The sequence below is a fragment of the Mucilaginibacter sp. OAE612 genome (assembly GCF_041806395.1).
Classification (GTDB): Bacteria; Bacteroidota; Bacteroidia; order Sphingobacteriales; family Sphingobacteriaceae; genus Mucilaginibacter; species Mucilaginibacter rubeus.
The window spans coordinates 294,886-316,991 of sequence record NZ_JBGMUW010000001.1 but is presented as its reverse complement, the minus strand read 5'-3'; the positions used below and the strand labels follow the sequence as shown (position 1 = coordinate 316,991).

Annotated in this window: 21 protein-coding genes; 11 read left to right on the top strand and 10 right to left on the bottom strand. The window is 42.4% G+C overall.

Annotation, left to right across the window (positions count from 1 at the left end; all coding sequences use genetic code 11):
• The first annotated feature begins 1 nt into the window (after position 1).
• The 3 genes from ABID99_RS01355 (at position 2) to ABID99_RS01345 (ending at position 2,114) form a co-directional block, all read left to right on the top strand.
• Complete coding sequence (locus ABID99_RS01355) at positions 2-178, top strand: winged helix-turn-helix domain-containing protein (protein ID WP_373612625.1); 177 nt, start codon at positions 2-4, stop codon at positions 176-178.
• The gene (locus ABID99_RS01350) at positions 175-1,542 is read left to right on the top strand and encodes an ATP-binding protein (RefSeq protein WP_373612624.1); all 1,368 of its coding nucleotides are present in this window, start codon (positions 175-177) and stop codon (positions 1,540-1,542) included. Before ABID99_RS01355 ends, ABID99_RS01350 begins: the two co-directional genes overlap by 4 nt.
• A 203-nt stretch (positions 1,543-1,745) precedes the next feature.
• Positions 1,746-2,114: a hypothetical protein gene (locus tag ABID99_RS01345; protein ID WP_373612623.1), complete on the top strand. Its 369-nt coding sequence runs from the start codon at positions 1,746-1,748 to the stop codon at positions 2,112-2,114.
• A 16-nt stretch (positions 2,115-2,130) separates the two neighbouring features.
• Here ABID99_RS01345 and ABID99_RS01340 read toward each other — a convergent pair whose 3' ends face one another.
• Positions 2,131-3,231 (bottom strand): acyltransferase family protein, encoded by a 1,101-nt coding sequence (locus tag ABID99_RS01340; protein WP_373612622.1) that lies wholly within the window; start codon positions 3,229-3,231, stop codon positions 2,131-2,133.
• Positions 3,232-3,365: 134 nt separating this feature from the next.
• The gene (locus tag ABID99_RS01335; protein ID WP_373612621.1) at positions 3,366-5,450 is read right to left on the bottom strand and encodes a beta-galactosidase; all 2,085 of its coding nucleotides are present in this window, start codon (positions 5,448-5,450) and stop codon (positions 3,366-3,368) included.
• Between the two features lie 186 nt (positions 5,451-5,636).
• Between ABID99_RS01335 and ABID99_RS01330 the strand changes: the two genes are divergently transcribed.
• The 3 genes from ABID99_RS01330 (at position 5,637) to ABID99_RS01320 (ending at position 9,435) form a co-directional block, all read left to right on the top strand.
• Positions 5,637-7,391, top strand: a complete 1,755-nt coding sequence (locus tag ABID99_RS01330; RefSeq protein ID WP_373612620.1) for a family 43 glycosylhydrolase — start codon at positions 5,637-5,639, stop codon at positions 7,389-7,391.
• A 539-nt stretch (positions 7,392-7,930) separates the two neighbouring features.
• The gene (locus ABID99_RS01325; protein WP_373612619.1) at positions 7,931-8,434 is read left to right on the top strand and encodes a hypothetical protein; all 504 of its coding nucleotides are present in this window, start codon (positions 7,931-7,933) and stop codon (positions 8,432-8,434) included.
• A gap of 47 nt (positions 8,435-8,481) precedes the next feature.
• On the top strand, positions 8,482-9,435 hold the full coding sequence (locus ABID99_RS01320; RefSeq protein ID WP_090529188.1) for an acetyl-CoA carboxylase carboxyltransferase subunit alpha: 954 nt from the start codon (positions 8,482-8,484) through the stop codon (positions 9,433-9,435).
• A gap of 137 nt (positions 9,436-9,572) precedes the next feature.
• Here the strand turns inward: ABID99_RS01320 and ABID99_RS01315 are convergent, their stop codons facing one another.
• Positions 9,573-9,953, bottom strand: a complete 381-nt coding sequence (locus tag ABID99_RS01315; protein ID WP_373612618.1) for a hypothetical protein — start codon at positions 9,951-9,953, stop codon at positions 9,573-9,575.
• Between the two features lie 373 nt (positions 9,954-10,326).
• Here ABID99_RS01315 and ABID99_RS01310 point away from each other — a divergent pair, with 373 nt between their 5' ends.
• Positions 10,327-10,530, top strand: a complete 204-nt coding sequence (locus ABID99_RS01310) for a DNA-directed RNA polymerase subunit alpha C-terminal domain-containing protein (protein ID WP_188833408.1) — start codon at positions 10,327-10,329, stop codon at positions 10,528-10,530.
• Positions 10,531-10,571: 41 nt separating this feature from the next.
• Here ABID99_RS01310 and ABID99_RS01305 read toward each other — a convergent pair whose 3' ends face one another.
• From ABID99_RS01305 to dnaK, 4 genes are all read right to left on the bottom strand, one after another.
• Positions 10,572-11,504: a bestrophin family protein gene (locus ABID99_RS01305; protein ID WP_112653540.1), complete on the bottom strand. Its 933-nt coding sequence runs from the start codon at positions 11,502-11,504 to the stop codon at positions 10,572-10,574.
• Between the two features lie 31 nt (positions 11,505-11,535).
• Positions 11,536-12,027 (bottom strand): hypothetical protein, encoded by a 492-nt coding sequence (locus ABID99_RS01300; protein WP_090529199.1) that lies wholly within the window; start codon positions 12,025-12,027, stop codon positions 11,536-11,538.
• Positions 12,028-12,352: 325 nt separating this feature from the next.
• Positions 12,353-15,157 carry a leucine--tRNA ligase gene (gene leuS / locus ABID99_RS01295; RefSeq protein ID WP_373612617.1) on the bottom strand — a complete coding sequence of 935 codons (2,805 nt, stop codon included), beginning with the start codon at positions 15,155-15,157 and terminating at the stop codon, positions 12,353-12,355.
• Between the two features lie 432 nt (positions 15,158-15,589).
• The gene (gene dnaK / locus ABID99_RS01290; protein WP_354485898.1) at positions 15,590-17,491 is read right to left on the bottom strand and encodes a molecular chaperone DnaK; all 1,902 of its coding nucleotides are present in this window, start codon (positions 17,489-17,491) and stop codon (positions 15,590-15,592) included.
• A gap of 260 nt (positions 17,492-17,751) precedes the next feature.
• On the opposite strand from dnaK, the gene ABID99_RS01285 reads away from it, so the two are divergent.
• From ABID99_RS01285 to ABID99_RS01270, 4 genes are all read left to right on the top strand, one after another.
• Positions 17,752-18,042 carry a hypothetical protein gene (locus ABID99_RS01285; protein ID WP_188833411.1) on the top strand — a complete coding sequence of 97 codons (291 nt, stop codon included), beginning with the start codon at positions 17,752-17,754 and terminating at the stop codon, positions 18,040-18,042.
• Positions 18,043-18,137: 95 nt separating this feature from the next.
• Positions 18,138-18,281: a DUF2683 family protein gene (locus ABID99_RS01280; RefSeq protein ID WP_354485896.1), complete on the top strand. Its 144-nt coding sequence runs from the start codon at positions 18,138-18,140 to the stop codon at positions 18,279-18,281.
• 158 nt (positions 18,282-18,439) lie between these two features.
• On the top strand, positions 18,440-18,589 hold the full coding sequence (locus ABID99_RS01275) for a Txe/YoeB family addiction module toxin (protein WP_373615882.1): 150 nt from the start codon (positions 18,440-18,442) through the stop codon (positions 18,587-18,589).
• 392 nt (positions 18,590-18,981) lie between these two features.
• Entirely contained in the window at positions 18,982-19,476 is a 495-nt protein-coding gene (locus ABID99_RS01270; RefSeq protein ID WP_354485894.1) for a GNAT family N-acetyltransferase, read from the top strand.
• Between the two features lie 111 nt (positions 19,477-19,587).
• Here the strand turns inward: ABID99_RS01270 and rplQ are convergent, their stop codons facing one another.
• From rplQ to rpsD, 3 genes are all read right to left on the bottom strand, one after another.
• Positions 19,588-20,139, bottom strand: coding sequence for a 50S ribosomal protein L17 (gene rplQ, locus ABID99_RS01265; RefSeq protein ID WP_176627929.1), 552 nt, complete (start codon positions 20,137-20,139; stop codon positions 19,588-19,590).
• A 159-nt stretch (positions 20,140-20,298) separates the two neighbouring features.
• The gene (locus ABID99_RS01260; protein ID WP_090529218.1) at positions 20,299-21,291 is read right to left on the bottom strand and encodes a DNA-directed RNA polymerase subunit alpha; all 993 of its coding nucleotides are present in this window, start codon (positions 21,289-21,291) and stop codon (positions 20,299-20,301) included.
• A 178-nt stretch (positions 21,292-21,469) separates the two neighbouring features.
• The gene (gene rpsD / locus ABID99_RS01255) at positions 21,470-22,078 is read right to left on the bottom strand and encodes a 30S ribosomal protein S4 (protein WP_090529221.1); all 609 of its coding nucleotides are present in this window, start codon (positions 22,076-22,078) and stop codon (positions 21,470-21,472) included.
• Between the last annotated feature and the right edge of the window lie 28 nt (positions 22,079-22,106).

Below are 22,106 nucleotides of genomic sequence, written 5' to 3'. Positions count from 1 at the left end.
CATGCTCAGTCGCATTGAGATATTGGAGCACGTTTGGAACATTGATTTCAATATGGGCACCAACGTGGTTGATGTATACATTAACTACCTGCGCAAAAAGGTGGATAAAGATTTTGAGCCCAAGCTCATCCACACAGTTATTGGCATGGGCTATATTTTAAAAAACAACGCGGCATGAGCATCCAGAAAAAAGTAGCGCTGTTGTTCCTGGTGCTAACAGTATCGGTAATATTGATATTCAGCAGTGCTATCTTTTATTTTGTGCACCAGTTTACCTTCGATGATTTTTATAAACGGCTTGAGACCCGTGTAAACATCTCCTCCCAGATCCATCACCTCAATGATCGCGACAGCCTCGGCATGTACCGGGAAATACGCCAGCGCTATCTGGAACGCCTCATAGCCGAAAAGCAATACATCATTAAACCTGATATTTACACAAAAGGCAAAACAGTTAAAGGCGTTCCGCGCCAACTAATTAATAACATCATCGCCAACGGTAAATCGAGGTTTAAAGCCGACAATGTATTTTACGCCGGCAATATCTTCCACTTTCCCGAGGGGGATGCTATCATTGTGGTTTCGGCAACCAATCCATCGGGCCTTAGTGAGCTGAATGATCTTGAGCAGGTGCTGATAATCAGTTTCCTGATTTCGATATTGATCGTGTATATTATCGGTCGCCGGTTTTCATACCATACCTTTAAACCGGTACGCAGCATCATAAAAAAGGTAAATACCATTACCGCCAGCAACCTGCATTTGCGTTTGGAGGATTACAACGGGAAAGACGAAATAGCCGAGCTTACCCAAACTTTCAACAACATGCTCGACAGGCTGGAAACAGCCTTTGAAACCCAGAACAACTTTATCAGCAATGCCTCGCATGAGCTGCGTACGCCACTCGCCATCATTAAAGGCGAGGCTGAACTTTCACTCAAAAATATAGACACGCCGGGAGCCGATCTGCATAAAAACCTGCAGGAGATATTAACCGGCACCCAAAGTCTGCAAGATATTATTACCAGCCTGCTGGGGCTGGCACAAAGTGGCTTCGATGGCAAAAAGCAAAACTGGGAACAGATCCGTGCCGATGAAATGGCGTTTATGGTTAAAGAGGCTGTTGATCATATTAACCCAACAAATAATCTTAGTATTGATTTTTCATCACTGCCCGATGATGTGGATAGCTTAGTGACAGAGGGCAATATTAACCTGCTTAAACTGGCTATAAGTAACATAGGGCTTAATGCCTGTAAATACTCGGAGAACAAACCGGTAGTGCTTAAAGTATATGCCGAAAACAACAGTATTATTTTTAGCGTAAAGGACCAGGGCATTGGTATCCCCGAAAGCGATGTGCAGCATATTTTCGAACCATTTTTCCGTGCATCAAACACCGGGAAATACGAGGGGCACGGCGTAGGGCTTCCGCTGGCGCTGAACATTGTAAGGCTGCATAAAGGGAATATCGGCATTGTTTCTAAAGAGGGGGAAGGCACCGAGATCAGGGTAATGCTGCCGGTTTATAAAACCAAATAACACGTTTTGCCACGAACGTACCCCTGAGGGTATTGTGTGTTTTATGGGCTTTGCAAAGCGAATTAAGCATGGCGTAGGAGATTTCTTTTTCCCGCCAGCTCTCAACCGTTTGTTTATCATTTATTTCAACATTGTATTTATTAACATTAATCCATCACTGGCACAGCTATTGTTTTAATCAACCTGCATCAAAACTAAACACCATGAAAGCATTTAAAATAAAACTGGCCATCATGTTACTGGGATTAACATTGGGCGCTACCGCGCCCTTGCTGGCGCAATCATCTAAAGATACTTCATCATCAACTACCAAGGCTAATGGGGCGGGCGCCGGGAACGGGTCGAGCCAGGGTGCTCCGGGCACAGCTACCGTATCAGGCACCGGAACGGGCACATTGCAGGACAGTGACAAAGCCAGCGTACCCAGCGGCGATGCCGGCGTAAAGCAAAGTACCGATCAGAAAGCGGTAAACCCATCGCAGATAAGCGGTTACTGGATTTTGGGACTATTTAGCCTCATTGGCTTGATCATGCTGATCATATTGCGGAGAAAGAAGCAAGCAAATAACTAAGCATACGCGTTAACGATTATAGCAATTGTTTGCTCTCACGCTTTTTTATGATTCGGTAGCCGATTTTTTGAGCGGGCAACTCAATAAAATAATATAGAAATGAAGCAATGAATATGCAAACCACCAAGACTAATAAAAACCTTGTAGTATAATTTGCTATAGCTTCGGTTCGGCTTTGAACAGTAAAATAATTGAGCAGTTGGAAATGCTTTAGCCAATCTATCACAGCGAAATTGATTAAGTATATGCTGAAACTTATTTTACCTATATACCTTGTGACCTGGTTAACAATTATTTTAAATTCAAATTTGCTTAGGGCAAGGGCCAGCAATAAAAATGCTATTGTGCATAATAGATAATCGGGAATAATGTCTATTTGAGCATTTCGCAGCATCAGAATCAGTGCAGCGAGTAATATGACAGATGGCTTAATTTTTATTTGATAATTATCCTTGATGATAAAATAAAAGATTATACCCAGTGCAAATGCCGGTAATTGTGAGGGAAAGTAAAAGAAGAGGTAATTACTCCATAAAATTTCGTTGTGCATCAATGGATGGCGGTGCAAAATATTATCAAGAATAAAACGAAAAATAAGTGATAAAATAAAAAATACTGCGGCTTGCTGTGTGTTTTTTATTTTATGAAATAAAAAGGGAACAAAGAGATAAAAAAGCATTTCAACAGCAACCGACCAGCCGCCCGGCACAGTGCTGTTGAGCCAGGTGGGATTGAAGCCGTGTAAAAAAAGTACGTTGCCAATAATATTTTCAACTGTTATACCAGGAGCATCACCTAACGAATGGCGGGGGCCAAAACCATCCTGCCATAAAAAATAAATGATGGCGAGATAGTACATCGGCGCGATTCTGAAAAAGCGACGGATAAAAAAATTACCCGTAAAATGTTGCTCTGTTCCATACTTGGCATTTGCGGAAAGAAAAAGAGTAAACGCACTAATAAAAAAGAATAGCTGAACACCGGCGCTCCCACGCACCAAAATGTTATTGAGCTGGGGTGGAATGTAACTGGCCGAGCCTGCCTGCCAGCTGTGTACCATTATAACTCCTAAAATAGCCCAGCCCCTTAAGGCGTCAATATATCTTAATTTTAGCATGCAGACTTTGTGATAAGCTGTCTTTTTATTACACGATTTTTAGGAGGCTAAAGGTGTAAAAAAGATAGCGCAATATAAAGCAAACCGCTATTAAATAATTTTTTCGTAGATGTTGTCATTTTAGACAATGATAATTAATTAACCTCAATGATCTTAACTGCCCACGGCTCCAGTTTTAAATCGCTGTTTTTGCTGATATTATCGCCTGATAACAACTCTTTGCCATTATTATAAGGATAAGTCAAACTGGTTTCATTAGCTGAATAATTAAAATAATAATGAACCGTTTTGCCGCCCTGGTTTACACCTTGTTTGGTGATAACCGGCCAGGCTATCTGCTGATCGGTACCCCAGAGGCCAACTTTTTTAACGGCATCGGCCAATAATTTGTCGGTAACGGCGCTGTTGGTTAAGCTGCCTATATATGTTGCCAGGCCCTTGCCGTAAGTGTTTTCGGTAATGGCCGCGTATTTGCCCCAAACCGGGTGATCATAATAAGCTAATACTTTAGCGGTAGTAGGAGTAATGAGCTCCATCCAGGTGTTCAGCTTTTTATCTTCGGGTTTCAGGTTCCAGTCATCGGCTTTTAATGACACATTGCTGGGTTCGGTGAACTGGCTGTAGTAAATTCCGCAGGCTTCTTCAATAATTCCCGGCTGATGGGTGGTACGTACTTTCACATTTTCATCGGCGAAACCGCTTTTGAAGGTATAAATGATGTGCCCGCCGTTTTTAACATACGTGTTTAAGCGCTTTAACAAACTATCCGGTGCCGCGTATAGCAGGGGAACTATCAGCAGTTTATAATCTTCAATATTTTTACTTGTTGGGTCAACAAAATCACAGCCTACGTTCATATGGTACAGTCCATCGTAAAACTGGCGCAATACATCATTATAGCCGGTACGCACACCCCAGCCAAAGCCAAAAGCTTTAAAGCCGGTAAGGGCTTCGTTACTGAATAGGATGGCTACGTCGTTTTTCTTTTTCAGGTTAATGAGCTTGCTGCTTAGCCTGTCGAAATCTTTGCCGATGGTTTTGGCTTCGTCATAAACCGGGTTGGGCTCAAAATCATGGCTTAACAAGCCTTTCCAGTACGTTTCGGCCGAGTTATGGATGGAGTGCCATGGCCAGTAGCTCACCATATTTGCCCCCGATGCTAAATGACTAAAAGCCTGCAACCTCAACTGACCGGGATAAGGTACCCATTGCGGAAAGCCCTGAGCTTCGGTTTCGATAGTAAGGTAGTTTTTGCCGCCTTTCATTGATCGGGCCACATCGCCCCCAAAAGAGATCTCCACACCGGTAAGCTTATCCTGGCTGGGGTGGTAAATATCAATGCCTGCAATATCCAAAGCTTTGGCTGCTGCAAAATGATCAACATCGGGCTGAATGCCGAACGAATAGCCGTGCCATTCCAGGTCGAAGTTTTGGGTGATGAACTGATCGGGACGTTTGTATTCGCGCACTATGGCGGCCTGCCATGCTAAATAATCAGTAACCAGCTGCCGCTGAAATTTGGCAAACTCCGATGAAAGGCTGCCATTAATGGTATTAACCATCGACGGAAAATCGTCCCAGTTATTGATGCGGTTGCTCCAGTAATCGAGCCCGAAAATATGGTTGATGTTATCAAGTGTTTTATACTTAGCCTTCATGTAGTTAACAAACAACGCCTGCACGTTTGGCCCGGCCGTGCCGTATGATTTGGTTTCGTTATCCACCTGGTATCCTATTACCGCCTTATTGTCCTTAACGTGTTCCATGATCTTGCGGATAACACGCTCGGCATAAAAACGGTAATCTTTATTGGTGATATCCATGTTTTGCCGTGGCCCGTACTGGTTTTGGCCCGATGGGGTAATAGCTAAGATCTCGGGATGCTTTTTTACCATCCAGGTAGGCACAGCATAGGTTGGCGTACCTATAATAACATGGATCCCTGCTTTTTGCATAGCATTTAAAACCCTGTCGATATGAGTAAAATCGAAAACGCCATCCTGTGGCTCTTCCGTACTCCAGGTCGATTCGGCAATGCGTACCACGTTAATGCCGCAGGCTTTCATCATTTGCACGTCCTTATCCAGTCTTTCATAAGGCATGTACTCATCATAATAAGCTACGCCGTAAAGCAGTTTATCCATTTTAGGATATTGCGCGAAAGCAGATGCAATAAAAAGTATTTGCATCACGAAGAGCAGCAGGAATTTCTTGTTCATAAAAGCGATATTTAGGACAACTGGCTTGTGCTGATGAAAGTACGAATTAATTGTGTTTTTAACACACAATGTTAAAATATTTTACGTTGTGAAACAGATGTAGTAGTACACAAAACTTTTATTGCTGTTTAAAAACTGATATTAGCCCCCTGTTGTAATACCATTATAACCTGTTAGTATTTCCTTATGAAAACAGTTACCAGTTATCTGCTCATCCTGATATGTTGCTGCGCAATGAGCGCCCAAGCGCAACAAAAACGCCTTACCTATTGTAACCCACTTAACCTCGATTATGGTTACACCCCCTTCGAAACTTTTGCAAGCTGGGGTAAACACCGTGCCACCGCCGATCCAACCATGACCCTGTTTAAAGGTAAATATTACCTGTTCTCCACCAACCAATTCGGTTACTGGTGGAGCGATGACATGCTGAACTGGAATTTTGTTTACCGCAAGTTCGTCCGTCCGTACAATGAAGTTAAAGACGATGAACTTTGTGCACCCGCTACATTGGTTTTGGGCGATACCCTGCTGGTGATCGGATCAACCTATAATAAAGATTTTACCCTATGGATGAGCACCAACCCAACGCACGACGACTGGAAAGCCGCTAAAGACTATTTTAAAGTTGGCGCCTGGGACCCGGGTATGTTTGCCGACGATGACGGCCGGGTTTATATTTACCATGGTTCCAGCAATACACTGCCGCTTTACGGGCAGGAGATTGACAGGCGCACCTTCGAACCCATCGGCCCAAAAAAAGAAATGGTTAAGCTTAACCCCGAAGAGCATGGCTGGGAACGTTTTGGTGAGCATAACGATAATGTGTTTCTGCTGCCATTTATAGAAGGTTCGTGGATGAACAAGTATAAAGGCAAATACTATTTGCAGTTCGGCGCGCCGGGTACCGAGCAAAGTGGCTATGGCGATGGTGTTTTTGTGGGCGATCACCCGCTGGGGCCTTTCACCTATCAAAAGCATAACCCTTTTTCATACAAGCCGGGAGGCTTTGCCAAAGGTGCAGGGCATGGCGCTACCTGGGCCGATAAATATGGAAATTACTGGCATATCAGCACGATGGGCATCTCGGTGAAAAACAACTTTGAGCGCCGCATTGGCTTCTGGCCTGCCGGGTTTGATAAGGATGGCGTACTGTACAGCAATACCGCTTATGGCGATTATCCGCATTATTTATCCAGCGGCCCCGAAGACCATCTGAAAAGTAATTTTACCGGCTGGATGATCCTTAATTATAATAAACCTGTAGAGGTTTCATCAACCCTGGGCGCTTATGCCGCCAATAATGCTGTTGATGAAGACATTAAAACTTATTGGAGCGCCAAAACAGCCAATAAAGGCGAATGGCTTAAAACTGATCTCGGCGGGATCAGCACTGTAAATGCCATCCAAATTAACTATGCCGATCAGGATGCCACGTTTATGGGCAAATCATTAGGTGTGTATCATCAGTATATCGTTTATTCGTCGGTTAACGGCAAAACATGGCAGCCCCTTATCGACAAAAGCAAAAACCGTAAAGATGTGCCGCATGACTATATCGAGCTTAAAAATCCTGTCAAAGCGCGTTACATAAAAATGGTTAACCTGCACATGCCTACAGGCAAATTTGCAATATCTGGCTTAAGGGTGTTTGGTAAAGGTGCAGGTGCAAAACCCGATACCGTGCAAAACCTGATTATACTGCGTGGCGACAGCGAACGCCGCAACACCTGGCTTAAGTGGAAGCCAAACGATAATGCCACCGGCTACACCATTTACTTCGGCATAGCGCCCGATAAATTGTACAACAACATGATGGTTTACGGCCGTAACGAATACTATTTTAATGGGATGGATAAAAGCCTGCCATACTATTTTCAGATAGAAGCGTTTAATGAAAACGGAATTTCGGCAAGGACAAAGGTTGTGAAGGTGGAATAGTAAAAATCTGTATTGATTGGTTAAATTGTTTCACGCAAAGTCGCTAAGGCGCAATTGAAAACACAATTAACCTTAGTGTCTTTGGGATCCACCACGGAAGCCCCGGAAAAAATAGTGATAGTGTGTATAATATATTTTAGGGGTGTTGTGTGTGGGGTGCGTTAGGGATTGCAGTGTAAAGCCCACAGCGTGTATAGGGATTGCGGGCAGGAAAAGCGAGGACTTGTAACGGAAAGCCCGGGCCGCAGGCAACGCCCATATTTATAAAACAAATCGAAAATATGCCTAATAACCAATGATTTACAATCACGTCATCAGAAAGATATAATCTTTGATTTTGGTTGAAATTTGAGTTATATTTAATAATGAAGTCGATACAAAGACAAAAAATTAAACGCGATAAATTTTCAAGGGAGGATATCTTGAGATCGATGATTGCCTCTTTTAAAATAGAAGGTATTCAAATTCCATATGAAAAAGCCTTGGCTATCTTAAAAAAGATAGATCCATGTTTAAAAAAGTAAGAATTAAATCAACGCATGCTAAAAACCATCCTCCCCCTCCTCATAACCCTAATGCTCAGCATCACTGCCAAAGCCCAGCAAGCCGACAGTACCCTGAAAAAATCGCCCATAAAAACCCTGAGCGACAAAAAGTTTACCCAACTGATTACCGGTGAGTATTTGTTTGACGATATTGAACAGGTTGCCCGGCTTAATCATTACCCCATGCCCGATGCAGCGCTGAAGTTTAAAAAAGAACTAAGCCTGAACCCGGTTCAGCTTACCAAAATTACGGCCATTGCTGCCGAACTGCACCGCAAACGGGTGGAGATGGGCAATTTTATTGTTACCAACGAAACCACGCTTGATAAACTGATGAGAAAAGGCACGGATAATGGTAGTATCATCTTTTACGCTAACCGCTCGGGACTGTATTACGGCGAACTCAGGAACGCTATTTTACAGGCTTGTTTAAGCACCGGAAGCGCCCTCGCACCGCAGCAAATCACGAAGTTGGAAACACTCGCTGCTCATAATTGAAAATATCCCGTTTGATTTGCTTAATTTAGCGCCTCCAAATAAAGTGTATGAAGATTACGTTTGATTTTGAAAAACCACTGGCTGAATTACAGCAGCAAATAGAGAAGGTAAAGCAGGTTGAGGAAAAAAACAAACTCGACATGTCGGCAACTGTTGCCGAGCTGGAAGGAAAGCTGGAAGAAGCCAAAAAAGATATATACAGCAACCTCACAGGCTGGCAAAAAGTACAAATTTCACGTCACCCCGAAAGGCCTTACACCTTGCAGTACATCGAGCTGATGTGCGATGATTTCATCGAGCTGCATGGCGACCGTACCGTAGGTGATGATAAAGCTATAATTGGCGGTTTTGGTACCTTGAATGGCCAAACAGTAATGTTTATCGGTCATCAAAAGGGCCGTAACACTAAAGAGCGCCAGTACCGTAACTTCGGCATGGCTAATCCTGAGGGCTATCGTAAAGCCTTAAGGCTGATGAAAATGGCCGAAAAATTTAACAAGCCCGTTGTTACTTTAATTGATACTCCGGGTGCTTATCCGGGTTTAGAGGCCGAAGAGCGCGGGCAAGGTGAAGCCATTGCCCGTAACCTGCTCGAAATGGCAGTGCTGAAAGTGCCGGTGATCTGTGTTATTATTGGCGAAGGCGCATCGGGCGGCGCATTGGGTATTGGTATTGGCGATAGGGTGCTGATGCTGGATAACTCATGGTATTCGGTGATCTCTCCCGAAAACTGCTCAACCATTCTTTGGAAAACCTGGGAAAATAAAGAGCGTGCCGCTGAAGTTCTTAAACTAACATCGACAGAGATGTTTAAGAACAAGTTGATTGACGGGGTGATCAAAGAACCACTTGGCGGTGCCCATCAAGACCCGGTTGCTATGGCCGGTATTCTGAAAAAACAATTATTAAAAGACCTGAAAACCCTTAAAGAGCGCAATATTGATGAGCTTGTAGCGGAGCGTATTGATAAATTCTGCTCAATGGGTGTGGTTAATGAATAATAACAAGGTATCGCGATGCAATCGCTAAACCATATTAAGCGCTCGTTGCAAACGAGCGCAAGAACTAAATAAAATACCCTTGCGCTCGTTTATAACGGGTGCTTAACATGGGTTTACGTTTGTAACGTAAATCCATGTTAAGCTTTCACGGAGATAAAGCCTCTCTCCAATAAAGTCACTTCCAATAGTCCCCGTTCCCCGGCATAGTTAATCGCCGAGCTATATATGTAATGTTCAGGATAGCTTACTATTTCTGCCCGTACGGGATTATCATGAATGTAATCCAATTTTTGAAAAAGTATGTCTTCCCGGTCGCACTCAATGGAATGATAGCCATCCCGCCACACTTTATAATTTTGTATCCGATCATCAAACCTTGCATTATATTGAAAGCGATATAACATCCAATCCCTCCGGCTTTCATTCTCTTCTTTTATTAGTTTAATGATTTGTTTGTTGGTATGTTTTTTAAAGTCCCGAATAATATCGGGTAATCTTACAGGATGCTTTGCCGACACCAACAGATGGAGGGGTTTGTCATCAGGCAAAATGCATATATCTCTAACCCTTTGCTTTTTTGGCAGTAAATAAGAGAGTCAATGAGGAGTTGTTTATAAGATGGCCTGATAAATATATCAACCCAATCAACTATTGTAAATGTTACAAAGTGAATTTCCTCATGGTTTCTAACTCTGTATTGATGCGACATTGATGATAAGTGTTTAAGCTAAATTAATGATCGTGCGTTACAAACGCAAGACTATGTTAAGCGCTCGTTGCAAACGAGCGCAAGGAGTAGAGCTGCGTTGCAAATGCAAAACCAAGTTAAGCCGCTCGTTGCAAACGAGCACAAGAATATATTAAATTTGATCATCAATTAAACCGTTCCTCATGAAGACTGAAAAATCAGAAAGCCCATTTGGTAAATTGGGCAACCCTGCTCAGCGTGCGTTGGCTAATGCGGGCATAACATCCTTGCTTGAATTATCAAAACTTACCGAGAAAGAGTTTTTGCAGTTGCACGGTGTCGGCAAAAGTTCGGTGCCGATAGTGAAGGAGAAGATGAAAGAAGAAGGTTTAGGCTTTAGGGAATAAATAAGTGAACCCCTGTGCCTTCCCGCACAGGGGTGTAAAGCTTACAGTATATAATATACGTTTGCTTTAGCGGCGGCAGTTTGCACCGGCGCCTTTTCACTCTCATGTTTATCGTTAAGCATCTGCTTTAAGTCGCGTTCAATGGTTTGCGATATGGCAGTTGTTGGGGTGTCTGTCGGTTTATTCTCAAATGGGTCCTGCAGGTGGATGGCCATTTTCTCTACCAGTAAAAATGCTGCTGCTATAGCTATGATCAGCGGTACTTCAAACATGCCGAAGAATTCGATGAGGCCAAATGGCAGCAATATGATAAACAGGTACAGGCAAAAATGGATGTATAAGCTGTATGTAACCGGAAATACCGTGTTCTTGATCCGCTCGCATTTGCCCATAGCATCACACAGGCGATTAAGTGTACCATCTATCTGCACTTGCTGGTAATCATTAAGCCATCCATTTTTATAAGCCAGTTTTAGGTCAAGCCCGTGCAGTTTTAGCAAGCTGTTGGGCATGTTTGTAAAACGATGAGTGAATTTTACTTCTTCGTCAACCAGCAGGTGGGCGTTTTTAGCATATGGATCTTGCTTGCGTAATGATTGGCTTAAGCCATGGCACCAGGCTATTTGCCTGTAAACAAACCGTTTTTTGAATCCTTCAATTTCTTCACATACAGCGTTATCGCCATCTAAGAAAGTGATCAACTCGCGCACCAGCGATCTTGAATCGTTCACTATAGCTCCCCAAATGCTCCGGGCTTCCCACCAGCGGTCGTAGGCCTGGTTTGAACGAAATGCCAGCAGCAAGGATATGATGGTAGCCAATATGGCCGGCACAGCAATTGGGATTGAAATGCGGTATTCAGGCAAAAAACGATGGAATAAGGCTATAGCTACAGCATACACGGCAACCAGTAACAATTCATTCTTTATTTTGCCTACCACATATTTTACCGGGATATTTTCTTTTAGTAACATAGATAGTTGTTTTAAATGATTTTAATAAATATTAAACCTCCAGCAGCTCATGCTCTGCTTCGGCATTAACTATGATTAAAGGCTGTTTAACCTCAGCTTTAAGGGTAATTATTTTATACCCGCTCCGTTGCATCAATATGGTAGGGTCAAAACTGTTAGGTGTTAACCTTGCATAGCTGTGGTTTTCGGGCATGGCAATCAGGCCTGTCTCTTTTTCTTCGAGATAGTTTTTAAATACAGCCACCGTGTTGCCATAAAAAAAATCGGGGGTGATGTTTTCTATCCGGTCTGCATAGTCATTCTTCAGCATAGTACAACCGGCGTAAAATTCATCGCTGATGAGCTGATATTCCCTGCTTCTGCGGGATAATAATAGCAGATCGGATATAGAGTCGGACAATTGGAGGAAATGAACGAGCGATATATTGAGCTTTTGATCCGGATAGCGCTCTGCCAAAACAGGTATAATGTTTAATGATGATAAGGTGAAATCAGACGGGATGATAATGTTTAATGTTTTCATGATGATACCTTTTTTGTGTTTACTACTGTTTGTTGATACAATAGTCGGTACCGGGCATTAAAACGGTTTAAGAAAGAAATTAGAATGTGATTAGAATTTTCAGGATGTCATCGGGATGATTTGTACGTTAGGGCGATAGAAAAATCCTATATACCCTGCCAAGGGCTATACAGGGCAGATAAGATTTCTTACCCTGTCGTCGCCCGTTCCCGCCTTTCGAAGTATTTCGGGATTTGACATCTTTATTTCAGGTAATAAAAAAAGCCCTGGCCCTGCGTTGCAAAACCAGGGTTGAAAATCCAAAAAGTACCCGTTTAAGGGGGGATTAAACCACCATATTTACAATCCTGCCTTTTACTACAATCAGTTTTTTAGGAGTTTTACCATCCAGGTATTTTTGCACATCGGCATTAGCCAAAACAACGGCTTCTATTTCTTTAACATCAAGGCTTAACGAGATGCTTAGGTTCATTTTCATTTTACCGTTGATAGAGATTGGGTAAGCAAACTCGTCTTCAACCAAATACTCCGCGTTAAATTTAGGGAATGGTGCGTATGATAAAGTACCATCAGCATTACCCAATAACGACCAAAGCTCCTCGCAAATGTGCGGCGCATAAGGCGAAAGGATGATCACCATATCCTGCAATATCGCTCGGTTGTTGCATTTCAGGTCGGTTAATTCATTAACAGCGATCATAAAGCTTGAAACCGAAGTATTGAACGAAAAACGCTCGATATCTTCTTCAACCTTTTTAATGATCTTATGCAATGATTTCAGCTCAGCTTTTGATGGAGCGGCATTGTTTACGCCAAATTCCCATGCATCATTATGGAATAACCTCCAGAATTTACGCAGGAATTTGAAAACACCCTCAATACCATTGGTATTCCACGGTTTGCTCTGCTCCAGCGGCCCCAAGAACATCTCATACATCCGTAAGGTATCGGCACCAAAGCGGGTTGCTATATCATCCGGATTTACAACGTTGTAATACCGTTTCGACATTTTTTCAACTTCGACGCCACAGATGTATTTACCGTTTTCCAGGATAAATTCAGCATCTGCAAATTCAGGTCGCCATTGTTTAAACTTGGCAATGTTTAATACTTCGTTTTCAACAATGTTAACATCAACGTGTATTGGCGTAGTTTTATGTTCTTTGATCAATCCGTGCGATACATAGGTGTTGGTACCTTTGCCTTCCTCGTCAATCAGCCTGTAAACAAAATTACTACGGCCCTGGATCATGCCCTGGTTGATTAATTTTTTGAAAGGCTCTTCCTCAACAACCAGGTCAAGGTCTTTCAAAAACTTATTCCAGAAACGGCTGTACAACAGGTGACCCGTTGCATGTTCACTGCCACCGATGTACAAATCAACGTCTTTCCAGTATTCAATAGCCTCGCGCGATGCAAACTCCTTATCGTTTTGGGCATCCATATAACGGTACCAGTACCAGCTTGAGCCAGCCCAGCCCGGCATGGTGCTTAGCTCGTAAGGCAAACCACCTTCATATTTCCAATCCTCTGCCCGACCTAACGGCGGTTCGCCGGTTTCGGTGGGGAGATATTTATCAATTTCGGGCAATAGTAATGGCAAGTGGCTTTCATTAATTAAATGAGGTAAACCCTCTTTAAAGTAAACCGGCACCGGCTCGCCCCAGTAACGTTGACGACCGAAAATGGCGTCACGCATCCTGAAGTTAACTTTGGCTTTACCGGCATTGATCTCTTCCAGTTTGGCAACCACCGCGGCAGTTGCTTCTTTGTAAGCTAAGCCGTTGATAAAATCAGAGTTGATGTAGGTGCCTTCTTTAGTTGGGTCGGCTTCAGTTTCGATATTTTGAATATCGATGATCGGCACTATCGGCAAATTAAAATGCTTCGCGAAAAGGTAATCTCGCTGATCGCCTGATGGTACGGCCATAACCGCGCCCGTTCCGTATCCTGCCAAAACATAATCGGCAATCCAGATTGGAATTTGCTGCCCATTTAACGGGTTAAGCACATAGCTGCCGGTAAATGCGCCTGATACAGTCTTGGCATCAGCCATCCTGTCAAGCTCCGATTTCTTTTTGGTTTGAGTAATGTAAGCTTCAATTTCTGCCTTTTGCTCAGGTGTAGTTAATGCAGAAACTAATTCATGCTCAGGAGCAATTACCAAGAAGGTAACACCGAAAATAGTATCAACCCTTGTGGTAAACACTTCGATGAAGTCGGTATCCAAAACAGCGTTATGACCTGATTTATCTATCGGGAATTTAACTGAAGCACCAGTACTTTTACCGATCCAGTTCCTTTGCATTTCTTTCAAAGGCTCGGGCCAGTCGATATTATCAAGGCCTTGTAATAACCTTTCGGCATATGCGGTAATGCGCATGCTCCATTGGGTCATTTTCTTTTGTTCAACGGGGTAGCCGCCACGCTCGCTAAAGCCGTCTTTTACTTCGTCGTTTGCCAATACGGTACCAAGAGCGGGGCACCAGTTTACGGTACTTTCGCGCAGGTAGGTAAGGCGGTATTTTAACAATTCGGACTGCTGTTCTTCATTGCTGAACGCTTTCCACTCATCGGCAGTAAAACTTAAAATTTCATCATCACAAACGGCATTGATACCGGCAGAGCCTTTTGTTTCAAAATGTGCAACCAACTGATCAATTGACTGGGCTTTGTCGGCATCTTTATTATACCAGCTGTTAAACAACTGCATAAAGATCCATTGGGTCCATTTATAATAATCGGGAGAGCTGGTACGCACCTCGCGGCTCCAGTCGAACGAAAAGCCGATCTGGTCCAACTGGCGGCGATAGGTTGCAATATTATCTTCGGTAGTTATAGCAGGGTGCTGACCGGTTTGTATGGCGTATTGCTCGGCCGGCAAGCCAAAGCTATCATAGCCCATAGGGTGCAATACGTTAAAGCCTTTTAAGCGTTTGTAGCGTGCAAAAATATCAGAAGCGATATAGCCCAGCGGGTGCCCAACGTGCAGGCCAGCCCCTGAGGGGTAAGGGAACATATCCAGCACATAATATTTGGGCTTACTGCTTTTGTCTTCGGCTTTGAAGGTTTGGTTTTGTGCCCAAAACTGCTGCCATTTTTGCTCTATCTCTTTAAATTGGTAGTCCATTTGATGTTTACGCGTATGAGGTTGCGAAATTAAGCATTTCCCTATTAGTTTAGTAGTTATTAATGGATTAGTTGACGGTTAATGGTGTCTTTTTAAACAATTTGCTATGGAGTTTAACCTATCAGGAGCTTTTGCATATTTAGGTTAACGCACAAAATTAATCAATCTAAAATTTCAACAGGATGAATCTCCGCAGTTAAAACCGTTCTTTATGTCTCGTCCTAAAAAAGTTTACAGATTGTAGTGTAGTGCTCTTAGGTATTTACGGGGCTATAAATACGTAGTGCAGCCGGGGCTTACGTTGCTTTATATTATGATCAGTTATGGCTGCGCAAGTCCCTCCTACTCTGCAACCAGGCAATATCCCCCCACAAAAAAAGCCCTGTCTGGAATTAACCAAACCGGGCTTAATTATTATCGAAACAAAATTAATTATTTCACTTCTTCAAAATCAACATCTGTTACAGTGTCAGAGTTGTCTTGCGCGCCTGCACCGTTATCACCGGCACCTGGTGCGCCTTGGGCACCTTCGGCAGAAGCTTTGTACATATCTTCAGATGCAGCAGTCCAGGCAGTGTTAAGCTCGGTTTGTGCAGCTTCGATAGCGTCAAAGTTTTTAGCTGAATAAGCCTCTTTCAATTTAGCTAAACCAGCTTCGATAGGTGCTTTTTTATCAGCAGGGATCTTATCGCCGTACTCTTTCAGTTGTTTTTCAGTCGAGAAGATCAGGGCATCAGCAGCGTTCAGTTTTTCAACTTCTTCTTTTGCCTTTTTGTCAGCATCGGCATTAGCCTCAGCTTCGTCCTTCATCTTTTTGATCTCGGCATCAGTTAAACCTGAAGAAGCTTCGATACGGATTTTTTGCTCTTTACCTGTAGCTTTATCTTTTGCAGATACGTGCAGGATACCGTTAGCATCAATATCGAAAGTAACTTCGATTTGTGGTACGCCACGAGGTGCTGGCGGAATGCCATCCAGGTGGAAACGACCTATAGTACGGTTACCCGCAGCCATTGGGCGCTCACCTTGTAATATGTGGATCTCAACTGAAGGCTGGCTGTCGCTGGCGGTTGAGAATGTTTCAGATTTTTTGGTAGGGATAGTTGTGTTCGACTCAATTAATTTAGTCATTACACCACCCATTGTTTCGATACCTAATGAAAGCGGGGTAACGTCAAGCAATAACACATCCTTAACCTCACCGGTTAATACACCACCCTGGATAGCAGCACCGATAGCAACAACTTCATCAGGGTTAACACCTTTTGAAGGAGCTTTACCAAAGAATTTTTGTACAGCTTCCTGGATAGCAGGGATACGGGTTGAACCACCTACCAGGATCACTTCGTCGATATCAGAAGTGCTTAAACCGGCATTTTTCAAAGCTGATTTACAAGGCTCAATAGTACGTTTGATCAGGCTATCAGCTAATTGCTCAAATTTAGCACGGGTTAATGTTTTAACTAAGTGCTTAGGCATACCGTCAACTGCAGTAATGTATGGCAGGTTAACTTCAGTTTGAGCAGAGCTTGATAACTCGATTTTAGCTTTCTCAGCCGATTCTTTTAAACGTTGTAAAGCCATTGGGTCTTTACGCAGGTCAATGCCTTCGTCGCTTTTAAACTCGTCGGCTAACCAGTCAATAATTACCTGGTCAAAGTCGTCACCACCTAAGTGAGTATCACCATCGGTAGCTTTTACTTCAAATACACCATCACCCAATTCAAGTACAGATACGTCATGTGTACCGCCACCGCAGTCAAACACAACTATCTTCATATCTTTATGAGCTTTATCAAAACCGTAAGCTAATGCAGCAGCAGTAGGTTCGTTAATGATACGGCGTACTTTTAAACCGGCAATTTCACCAGCTTCTTTAGTTGCCTGGCGCTGAGCGTCGTTAAAGTAAGCAGGAACGGTAATAACCGCTTCGGTTACTTCGGTACCTAAGAAATCTTCGGCAGTTTTCTTCATTTTCTGAAGAATCATTGCAGAAATTTCTTGCGGGGTATATTTACGGTCGCCAATTTCAACACGAGGAGTGTTGTTGTCACCTTTAACTACTTTATAAGGTACACGTGCCGCTTCACTTGTAACTTCACTAAACTGGTTACCCATAAAGCGTTTAATTGACGAAATGGTTTTTGTAGGGTTTGTGATAGCCTGACGTTTTGCAGGATCACCAACTTTACGTTCGCCATTATCAATAAAAGCTACTACAGACGGCGTAGTACGTTTACCCTCGCTGTTAGCTATAACAACAGGCTCGTTACCTTCCATTACAGCAACGCAGGAGTTTGTTGTTCCTAAGTCGATTCCAATTATTTTAGACATATATGATTGTTTTTTCTTTTTGATTATTGTTTACTTACCACTGCTGTTTATCAATGCCTGTGCCAATATGCCAATGGCAGTAAAAATTGCCTGTAATTGTCAGTTCGTGAACAAGGCGACAGGATAACTTACTTTGTGATGACAGGTTGGCAGGACTGTTTGAGGTAAAAGGCGAAAGGTTGAAGGCAAAAGGTTATTATTTGGTTTGCTAATTGGCAGGATATCGACTAACTTGAAACTTCGAATCACAGGTATCAATCATGAAGTACGTCAGGGAGGGCAATAATAAATTTGGAACAATATTATACACTATCGATGGCAGCTATGTGCGGAAAGGCCAGGGCAGGTTTGGCGATATTTTATATACCATAGATGGCAAAATAGTAAAAAAGGGCCAGGGGATGTTTGGCGATGTAGTTTGCAATATTGACGACAACCTGATCAGGAAAGGCCGTAGTCTCTTTGGCGATGTGCTGTATAATATCGACGGAAATTTTGTGCGGGAAGGCCGCAGCCGGTTTGGGGATATCAAGTTTTATATTGATGGGTGAGGGTAGCGTTTACATAGCAGAGTTTTATTTTATCAATAACTTTTTATTCAACAATCACTTTCAAAATTTGTATTTAATAAAGTGTAAATTGGTATATGGAGACATTGATTGTACTGCCGAAGGATAAAGAGCAGTTAGCTGCATTAAAAGCAATTATGAAAGCTCTTAAAGTTGATTACAAAACCGAAAAAGGCGAAAAAGCCTATAATAAGGATTTTGTAAATAAAATGACAAAGTGAAGATGATTTAAAGGCCGGTAGAACTACACAAATAACACCTGCCGATATATGGAACTTGTAATAACCGACACTGCTAAAGAAGATATTAGATTTTTCTTAAAAAGTGGCCAGAGTTCTATAGTAAAGAAAATTGAACGTCTACTCATTGCTATAAAAGAATCACCATTTATGGTATTGGCAAACCGGAGCCATTAAAACATGAATATTCGGGTAAATGGTCAAGGCGAATTGATAACCAGCACCGCATCATCTACGAAGTGATAGACAATAGTATTATTATTTATTCCTTAAAAGGGCATTACGCCTAATCATTTAATTACGTTGCTATAATGTGTGATCATCAACTGCAAACTGCCTACTCAAAACTGCCAACTGATATGGGCATTGCCTTCGGCCCTGGCTATATGCTCATACGCCTGCAGGCCTTACGCTCATGGCCGGTATCTGCTCCTATACCTAACGCACTTCTCAGTTTTATAAAATGCCGTGGATTTTCAACTAAAATCCTTTATATTTATCCTAATCAAACAAATCGCCTCTGTTACTTAACACCCCCAACAGGCTTATTACATTGCCTGGAATTGCTTAACAAACAGCCATAGCACACCGGCTGTACTTTCACTTTAAAAAAGCGAACTGGTTTCTTATTGTTATTTAATTCCAACATCCAATGTTTTCTATACAATCACAACGGTTAAAGATGATACCGTTAACATACGCGCAATTATTATTACTTAAACAAAACCGCAATTTGCTGGAGCTATCATTAGGCTTAACACCCTCAGCTATGCTGATCGATCCGTTATATCTCAAAGAAATTGATGATGCCTTCGATAATTTCTGGCTGCCTAATACGCTCGCCTTCCCTGATAAATACCTATGGTATACCGGCTGGGAGATTGTTCTTAAAAACACCAATACTGTCATTGGCGGCATGGGCTTTGCCGGCTATCCTAATGATGCCGGAGAAGCGGAGATTGGTTATATGATCGACGCTAACCAACATAACCAAGGTTATGCTACAGAAGCTTTACAGTTGCTTTCGCAATGGGCATTTACGCATGAATTTGTGAAAGCTATCATAGTGCACACCTATGCAGATAACCTGCCATCGCGAAGGATATTGGAAAAGTGCGGTTTCACTTTGATGAATGAAGTTGAATGCTTATTGACTTATAACCTGACCCGCGAGTAAACAGATCAGGGAATTACCATGATTTTACCTAAACCGGCAGTCAATTACATAAAAAACGGCACCGATCATAGATCAGTGCCGTTTTTTGTATCTGTTAAACCGAATAATTAATTATTCGCCTTTTTCAGCGTTTTCTTCGTTTTCAGAAGGTGCAGGTGCTTCAGCAGCCGGCTCTTCTTTAACGTCTTCAACTACTACAGCTTCTTCTGCAGCTACTGGAGCAGCAGTTTTAGCTTTTGCGCCAGAACCACCACGACGACGGGTTGATTTCTTAGCAGGAGCAGCAGCGTCAGCACCGTAAACAGTGTTGTAATCAACAAGCTCGATGATTGCCATTTCAGCGTTATCACCTAAACGGTTTTCTAACTTGATGATACGGGTATAACCACCCGGACGGTTAGCAATTTTTTCAGCGATTTCGCGGAAAACGATTGATGTAGCATCTTTATCCTGCAGGTAGCTGAATACTGTACGACGTGAGTGCGTAGTATCGTTTTTTGATTTTGTTAAAAGTGGCTCAACATAACCGCGTAAAACTTTTGCTTTTGCTAATGTTGTAGTGATACGCTTGTGTAAAATAAGCGAAGATGCCATGTTAGCCAGCATCGCTTTGCGGTGGCTGGTAGTACGGCCTAAGTGATTGTTTTTGTTTCCGTGTCTCATTGTTTTATATATTTCACGTGCATACCGTTGGGCGATAGGCTCAAGCCCTCGGAATTATGCTTTCGCTTAATGTTTGCAACAAGAATCAAGAGCCAAGAAATCAAGAGCCAAGATCTAAAATCTATCTTGCCTCTTGCTTCTCACAGTCTTGCTTCTCTATTATTCTTCGTCTAACTTAAATTTAGACAGGTTCATGCCAAAAGATAAACCTTTTGACTTAACCAGGTCCTGGATTTCAGTTAACGATTTTTTACCAAAGTTCCTGAATTTTAACATGTCAGCAACATCGTACGATACCAGATCAGCAAGGCTGCGGATATCAGCAGCTTTAAGGCAGTTAAGGGCACGTACAGAAAGGTCAAGATCAACCAGTTCGGTTTTAAGGATCTTGCGCATGTGCAGGATCTCTTCATCCACTTCTTTGGTTTCTTCTTTAGCCTGTGCTTCAAGCATCATGTTTTCATCGCTGAACAGCATAAAGTGCTGGATCAGGATTTTAGCTGCTTCTTTCAAAGCATCTTCAGGGTGGATCGAACCATCGGTAGCAATATCCAATACTAATTTTTCATAGTCGGTTTTTTGCTCAACACGATAGTTTTCGATGGTATATTTTACGTTTTTGATCGGCGTATAGATCGAGTCGATAGCGATCACACCTACGTTAGCGTCAGGATTTTTATTTTCCTCGCTTGGTACGTAACCACGGCCCTTGCCTACAGTAAGCTCAACTTCAAGCGTTACAGCCGGGTCCATATTGCAAAGTACCAAATCAGGATTTAATACAGTAAAGTTGTTAGAGAATTTGGTGATATCTCCTGCTTTAAATGCATCCTGGCCATTTACAATAACAAATATTTTCTCGCTGTCGCCAGATTCACCTGTTTTCTTAAAACGAACTTGTTTAAGGTTCAGGATGATCTCGGTTACGTCTTCAACAACACCTTTGATGGTTGAAAATTCATGCGTTACTCCCGAAAAACGAACAGAAGTAATTGCATAACCTTCAAGTGATGAAAGTAAGATACGACGCAGAGCATTACCAATGGTTACACCAAAACCTGGTTCTAACGGACGAAATTCAAACGTACCATCAAAATCATTTGCTTTTTGCATGATAACCTTGTCTGGTTTTTGAAATGCTAAAATTGCCATTTATATCCTTTATTTATTGTTTACTTGATAATTGATTTGAGATATGGGATTTGAGATGTGAGATTTACTCTGCTGTTCAAACGCTTATTCAAATCTTTTGTTTGTGATTTGCATATATACGAAAACCAGAAATGAGATTTGAAAAAACTCCCAAATCTCACATCTGATATCTCATATCTTATTTAGAGTACAACTCGACGATCAGGTTTTCCTTGATGTTTTCAGGGATCTCATCGCGGTTAGGATAGTTAAGGAATTTACCTGTAAGGTTGTTCGCGTCCCACTCTAACCAGCTGTATTTGTTGATTCTTCTACCGGCTACTGAAGTAGTGATAGCCTCTAATGATTTAGATTTTTCACGTACCGCAACCACGTCACCAGCCTTTAATGCATATGAAGCGATGTTTACAACAGCACCGTTAACAGTGATGTGTTTGTGGTTAACCAATTGGCGAGCTGCCGAACGTGTAGGAGCAATACCTAAACGGAAAACAGCGTTATCTAAACGTGCTTCCAGGAATTTCAACAGGTTTTCGCCTGTGATACCTTCTTTAGCAGAAGCACGGTGAAATAAGTTTTCGAACTGACGCTCTAATACACCATAAGTGTATTTAACTTTTTGTTTCTCTTGCAACTGAGTAGAGTACTCTGATTGCTTTCCACGGCGTTTTGAAGCACCGTGCATGCCCGGAGGATAGTTTTTACGTTCTAACGCTTTGTCCGGACCGAAGATCGGCTCACGGAAACGACGGGCAATTTTGGATTTTGGTCCTGTATATCTGGCCATTTTTGTGTGTTCTTAAAGTATCATGCAG

What these genes read in the sequence shown, in the direction of transcription:
- ABID99_RS01340 (WP_373612622.1), bottom strand. Translation starts at nt 3,231, where the DNA reads ATGCTAAAATTAAGATATATTGACGCCTTAAGGGGCTGGGCTATTTTA.
- ABID99_RS01305 (WP_112653540.1), bottom strand. Translation starts at nt 11,504, where the DNA reads ATGTTACTAAAAGAAAATATCCCGGTAAAATATGTGGTAGGCAAAATA.
- dnaK (WP_354485898.1), bottom strand. Translation starts at nt 17,491, where the DNA reads ATGTCTAAAATAATTGGAATCGACTTAGGAACAACAAACTCCTGCGTT.
- ABID99_RS01330 (WP_373612620.1), top strand. Translation starts at nt 5,637, where the DNA reads ATGAAAACAGTTACCAGTTATCTGCTCATCCTGATATGTTGCTGCGCA.
- ABID99_RS01310 (WP_188833408.1), top strand. Translation starts at nt 10,327, where the DNA reads ATGAAGACTGAAAAATCAGAAAGCCCATTTGGTAAATTGGGCAACCCT.
- ABID99_RS01270 (WP_354485894.1), top strand. Translation starts at nt 18,982, where the DNA reads ATGATACCGTTAACATACGCGCAATTATTATTACTTAAACAAAACCGC.
- ABID99_RS01320 (WP_090529188.1), top strand. Translation starts at nt 8,482, where the DNA reads ATGAAGATTACGTTTGATTTTGAAAAACCACTGGCTGAATTACAGCAG.
- ABID99_RS01345 (WP_373612623.1), top strand. Translation starts at nt 1,746, where the DNA reads ATGAAAGCATTTAAAATAAAACTGGCCATCATGTTACTGGGATTAACA.
- rplQ (WP_176627929.1), bottom strand. Translation starts at nt 20,139, where the DNA reads ATGAGACACGGAAACAAAAACAATCACTTAGGCCGTACTACCAGCCAC.
- rpsD (WP_090529221.1), bottom strand. Translation starts at nt 22,078, where the DNA reads ATGGCCAGATATACAGGACCAAAATCCAAAATTGCCCGTCGTTTCCGT.
- ABID99_RS01325 (WP_373612619.1), top strand. Translation starts at nt 7,931, where the DNA reads ATGCTAAAAACCATCCTCCCCCTCCTCATAACCCTAATGCTCAGCATC.
- ABID99_RS01350 (WP_373612624.1), top strand. Translation starts at nt 175, where the DNA reads ATGAGCATCCAGAAAAAAGTAGCGCTGTTGTTCCTGGTGCTAACAGTA.
- ABID99_RS01300 (WP_090529199.1), bottom strand. Translation starts at nt 12,027, where the DNA reads ATGAAAACATTAAACATTATCATCCCGTCTGATTTCACCTTATCATCA.
- ABID99_RS01260 (WP_090529218.1), bottom strand. Translation starts at nt 21,291, where the DNA reads ATGGCAATTTTAGCATTTCAAAAACCAGACAAGGTTATCATGCAAAAA.
- ABID99_RS01355 (WP_373612625.1), top strand. Translation starts at nt 2, where the DNA reads ATGCTCAGTCGCATTGAGATATTGGAGCACGTTTGGAACATTGATTTC.
- ABID99_RS01285 (WP_188833411.1), top strand. Translation starts at nt 17,752, where the DNA reads ATGAAGTACGTCAGGGAGGGCAATAATAAATTTGGAACAATATTATAC.
- ABID99_RS01280 (WP_354485896.1), top strand. Translation starts at nt 18,138, where the DNA reads ATGGAGACATTGATTGTACTGCCGAAGGATAAAGAGCAGTTAGCTGCA.
- leuS (WP_373612617.1), bottom strand. Translation starts at nt 15,157, where the DNA reads ATGGACTACCAATTTAAAGAGATAGAGCAAAAATGGCAGCAGTTTTGG.
- ABID99_RS01335 (WP_373612621.1), bottom strand. Translation starts at nt 5,450, where the DNA reads ATGAACAAGAAATTCCTGCTGCTCTTCGTGATGCAAATACTTTTTATT.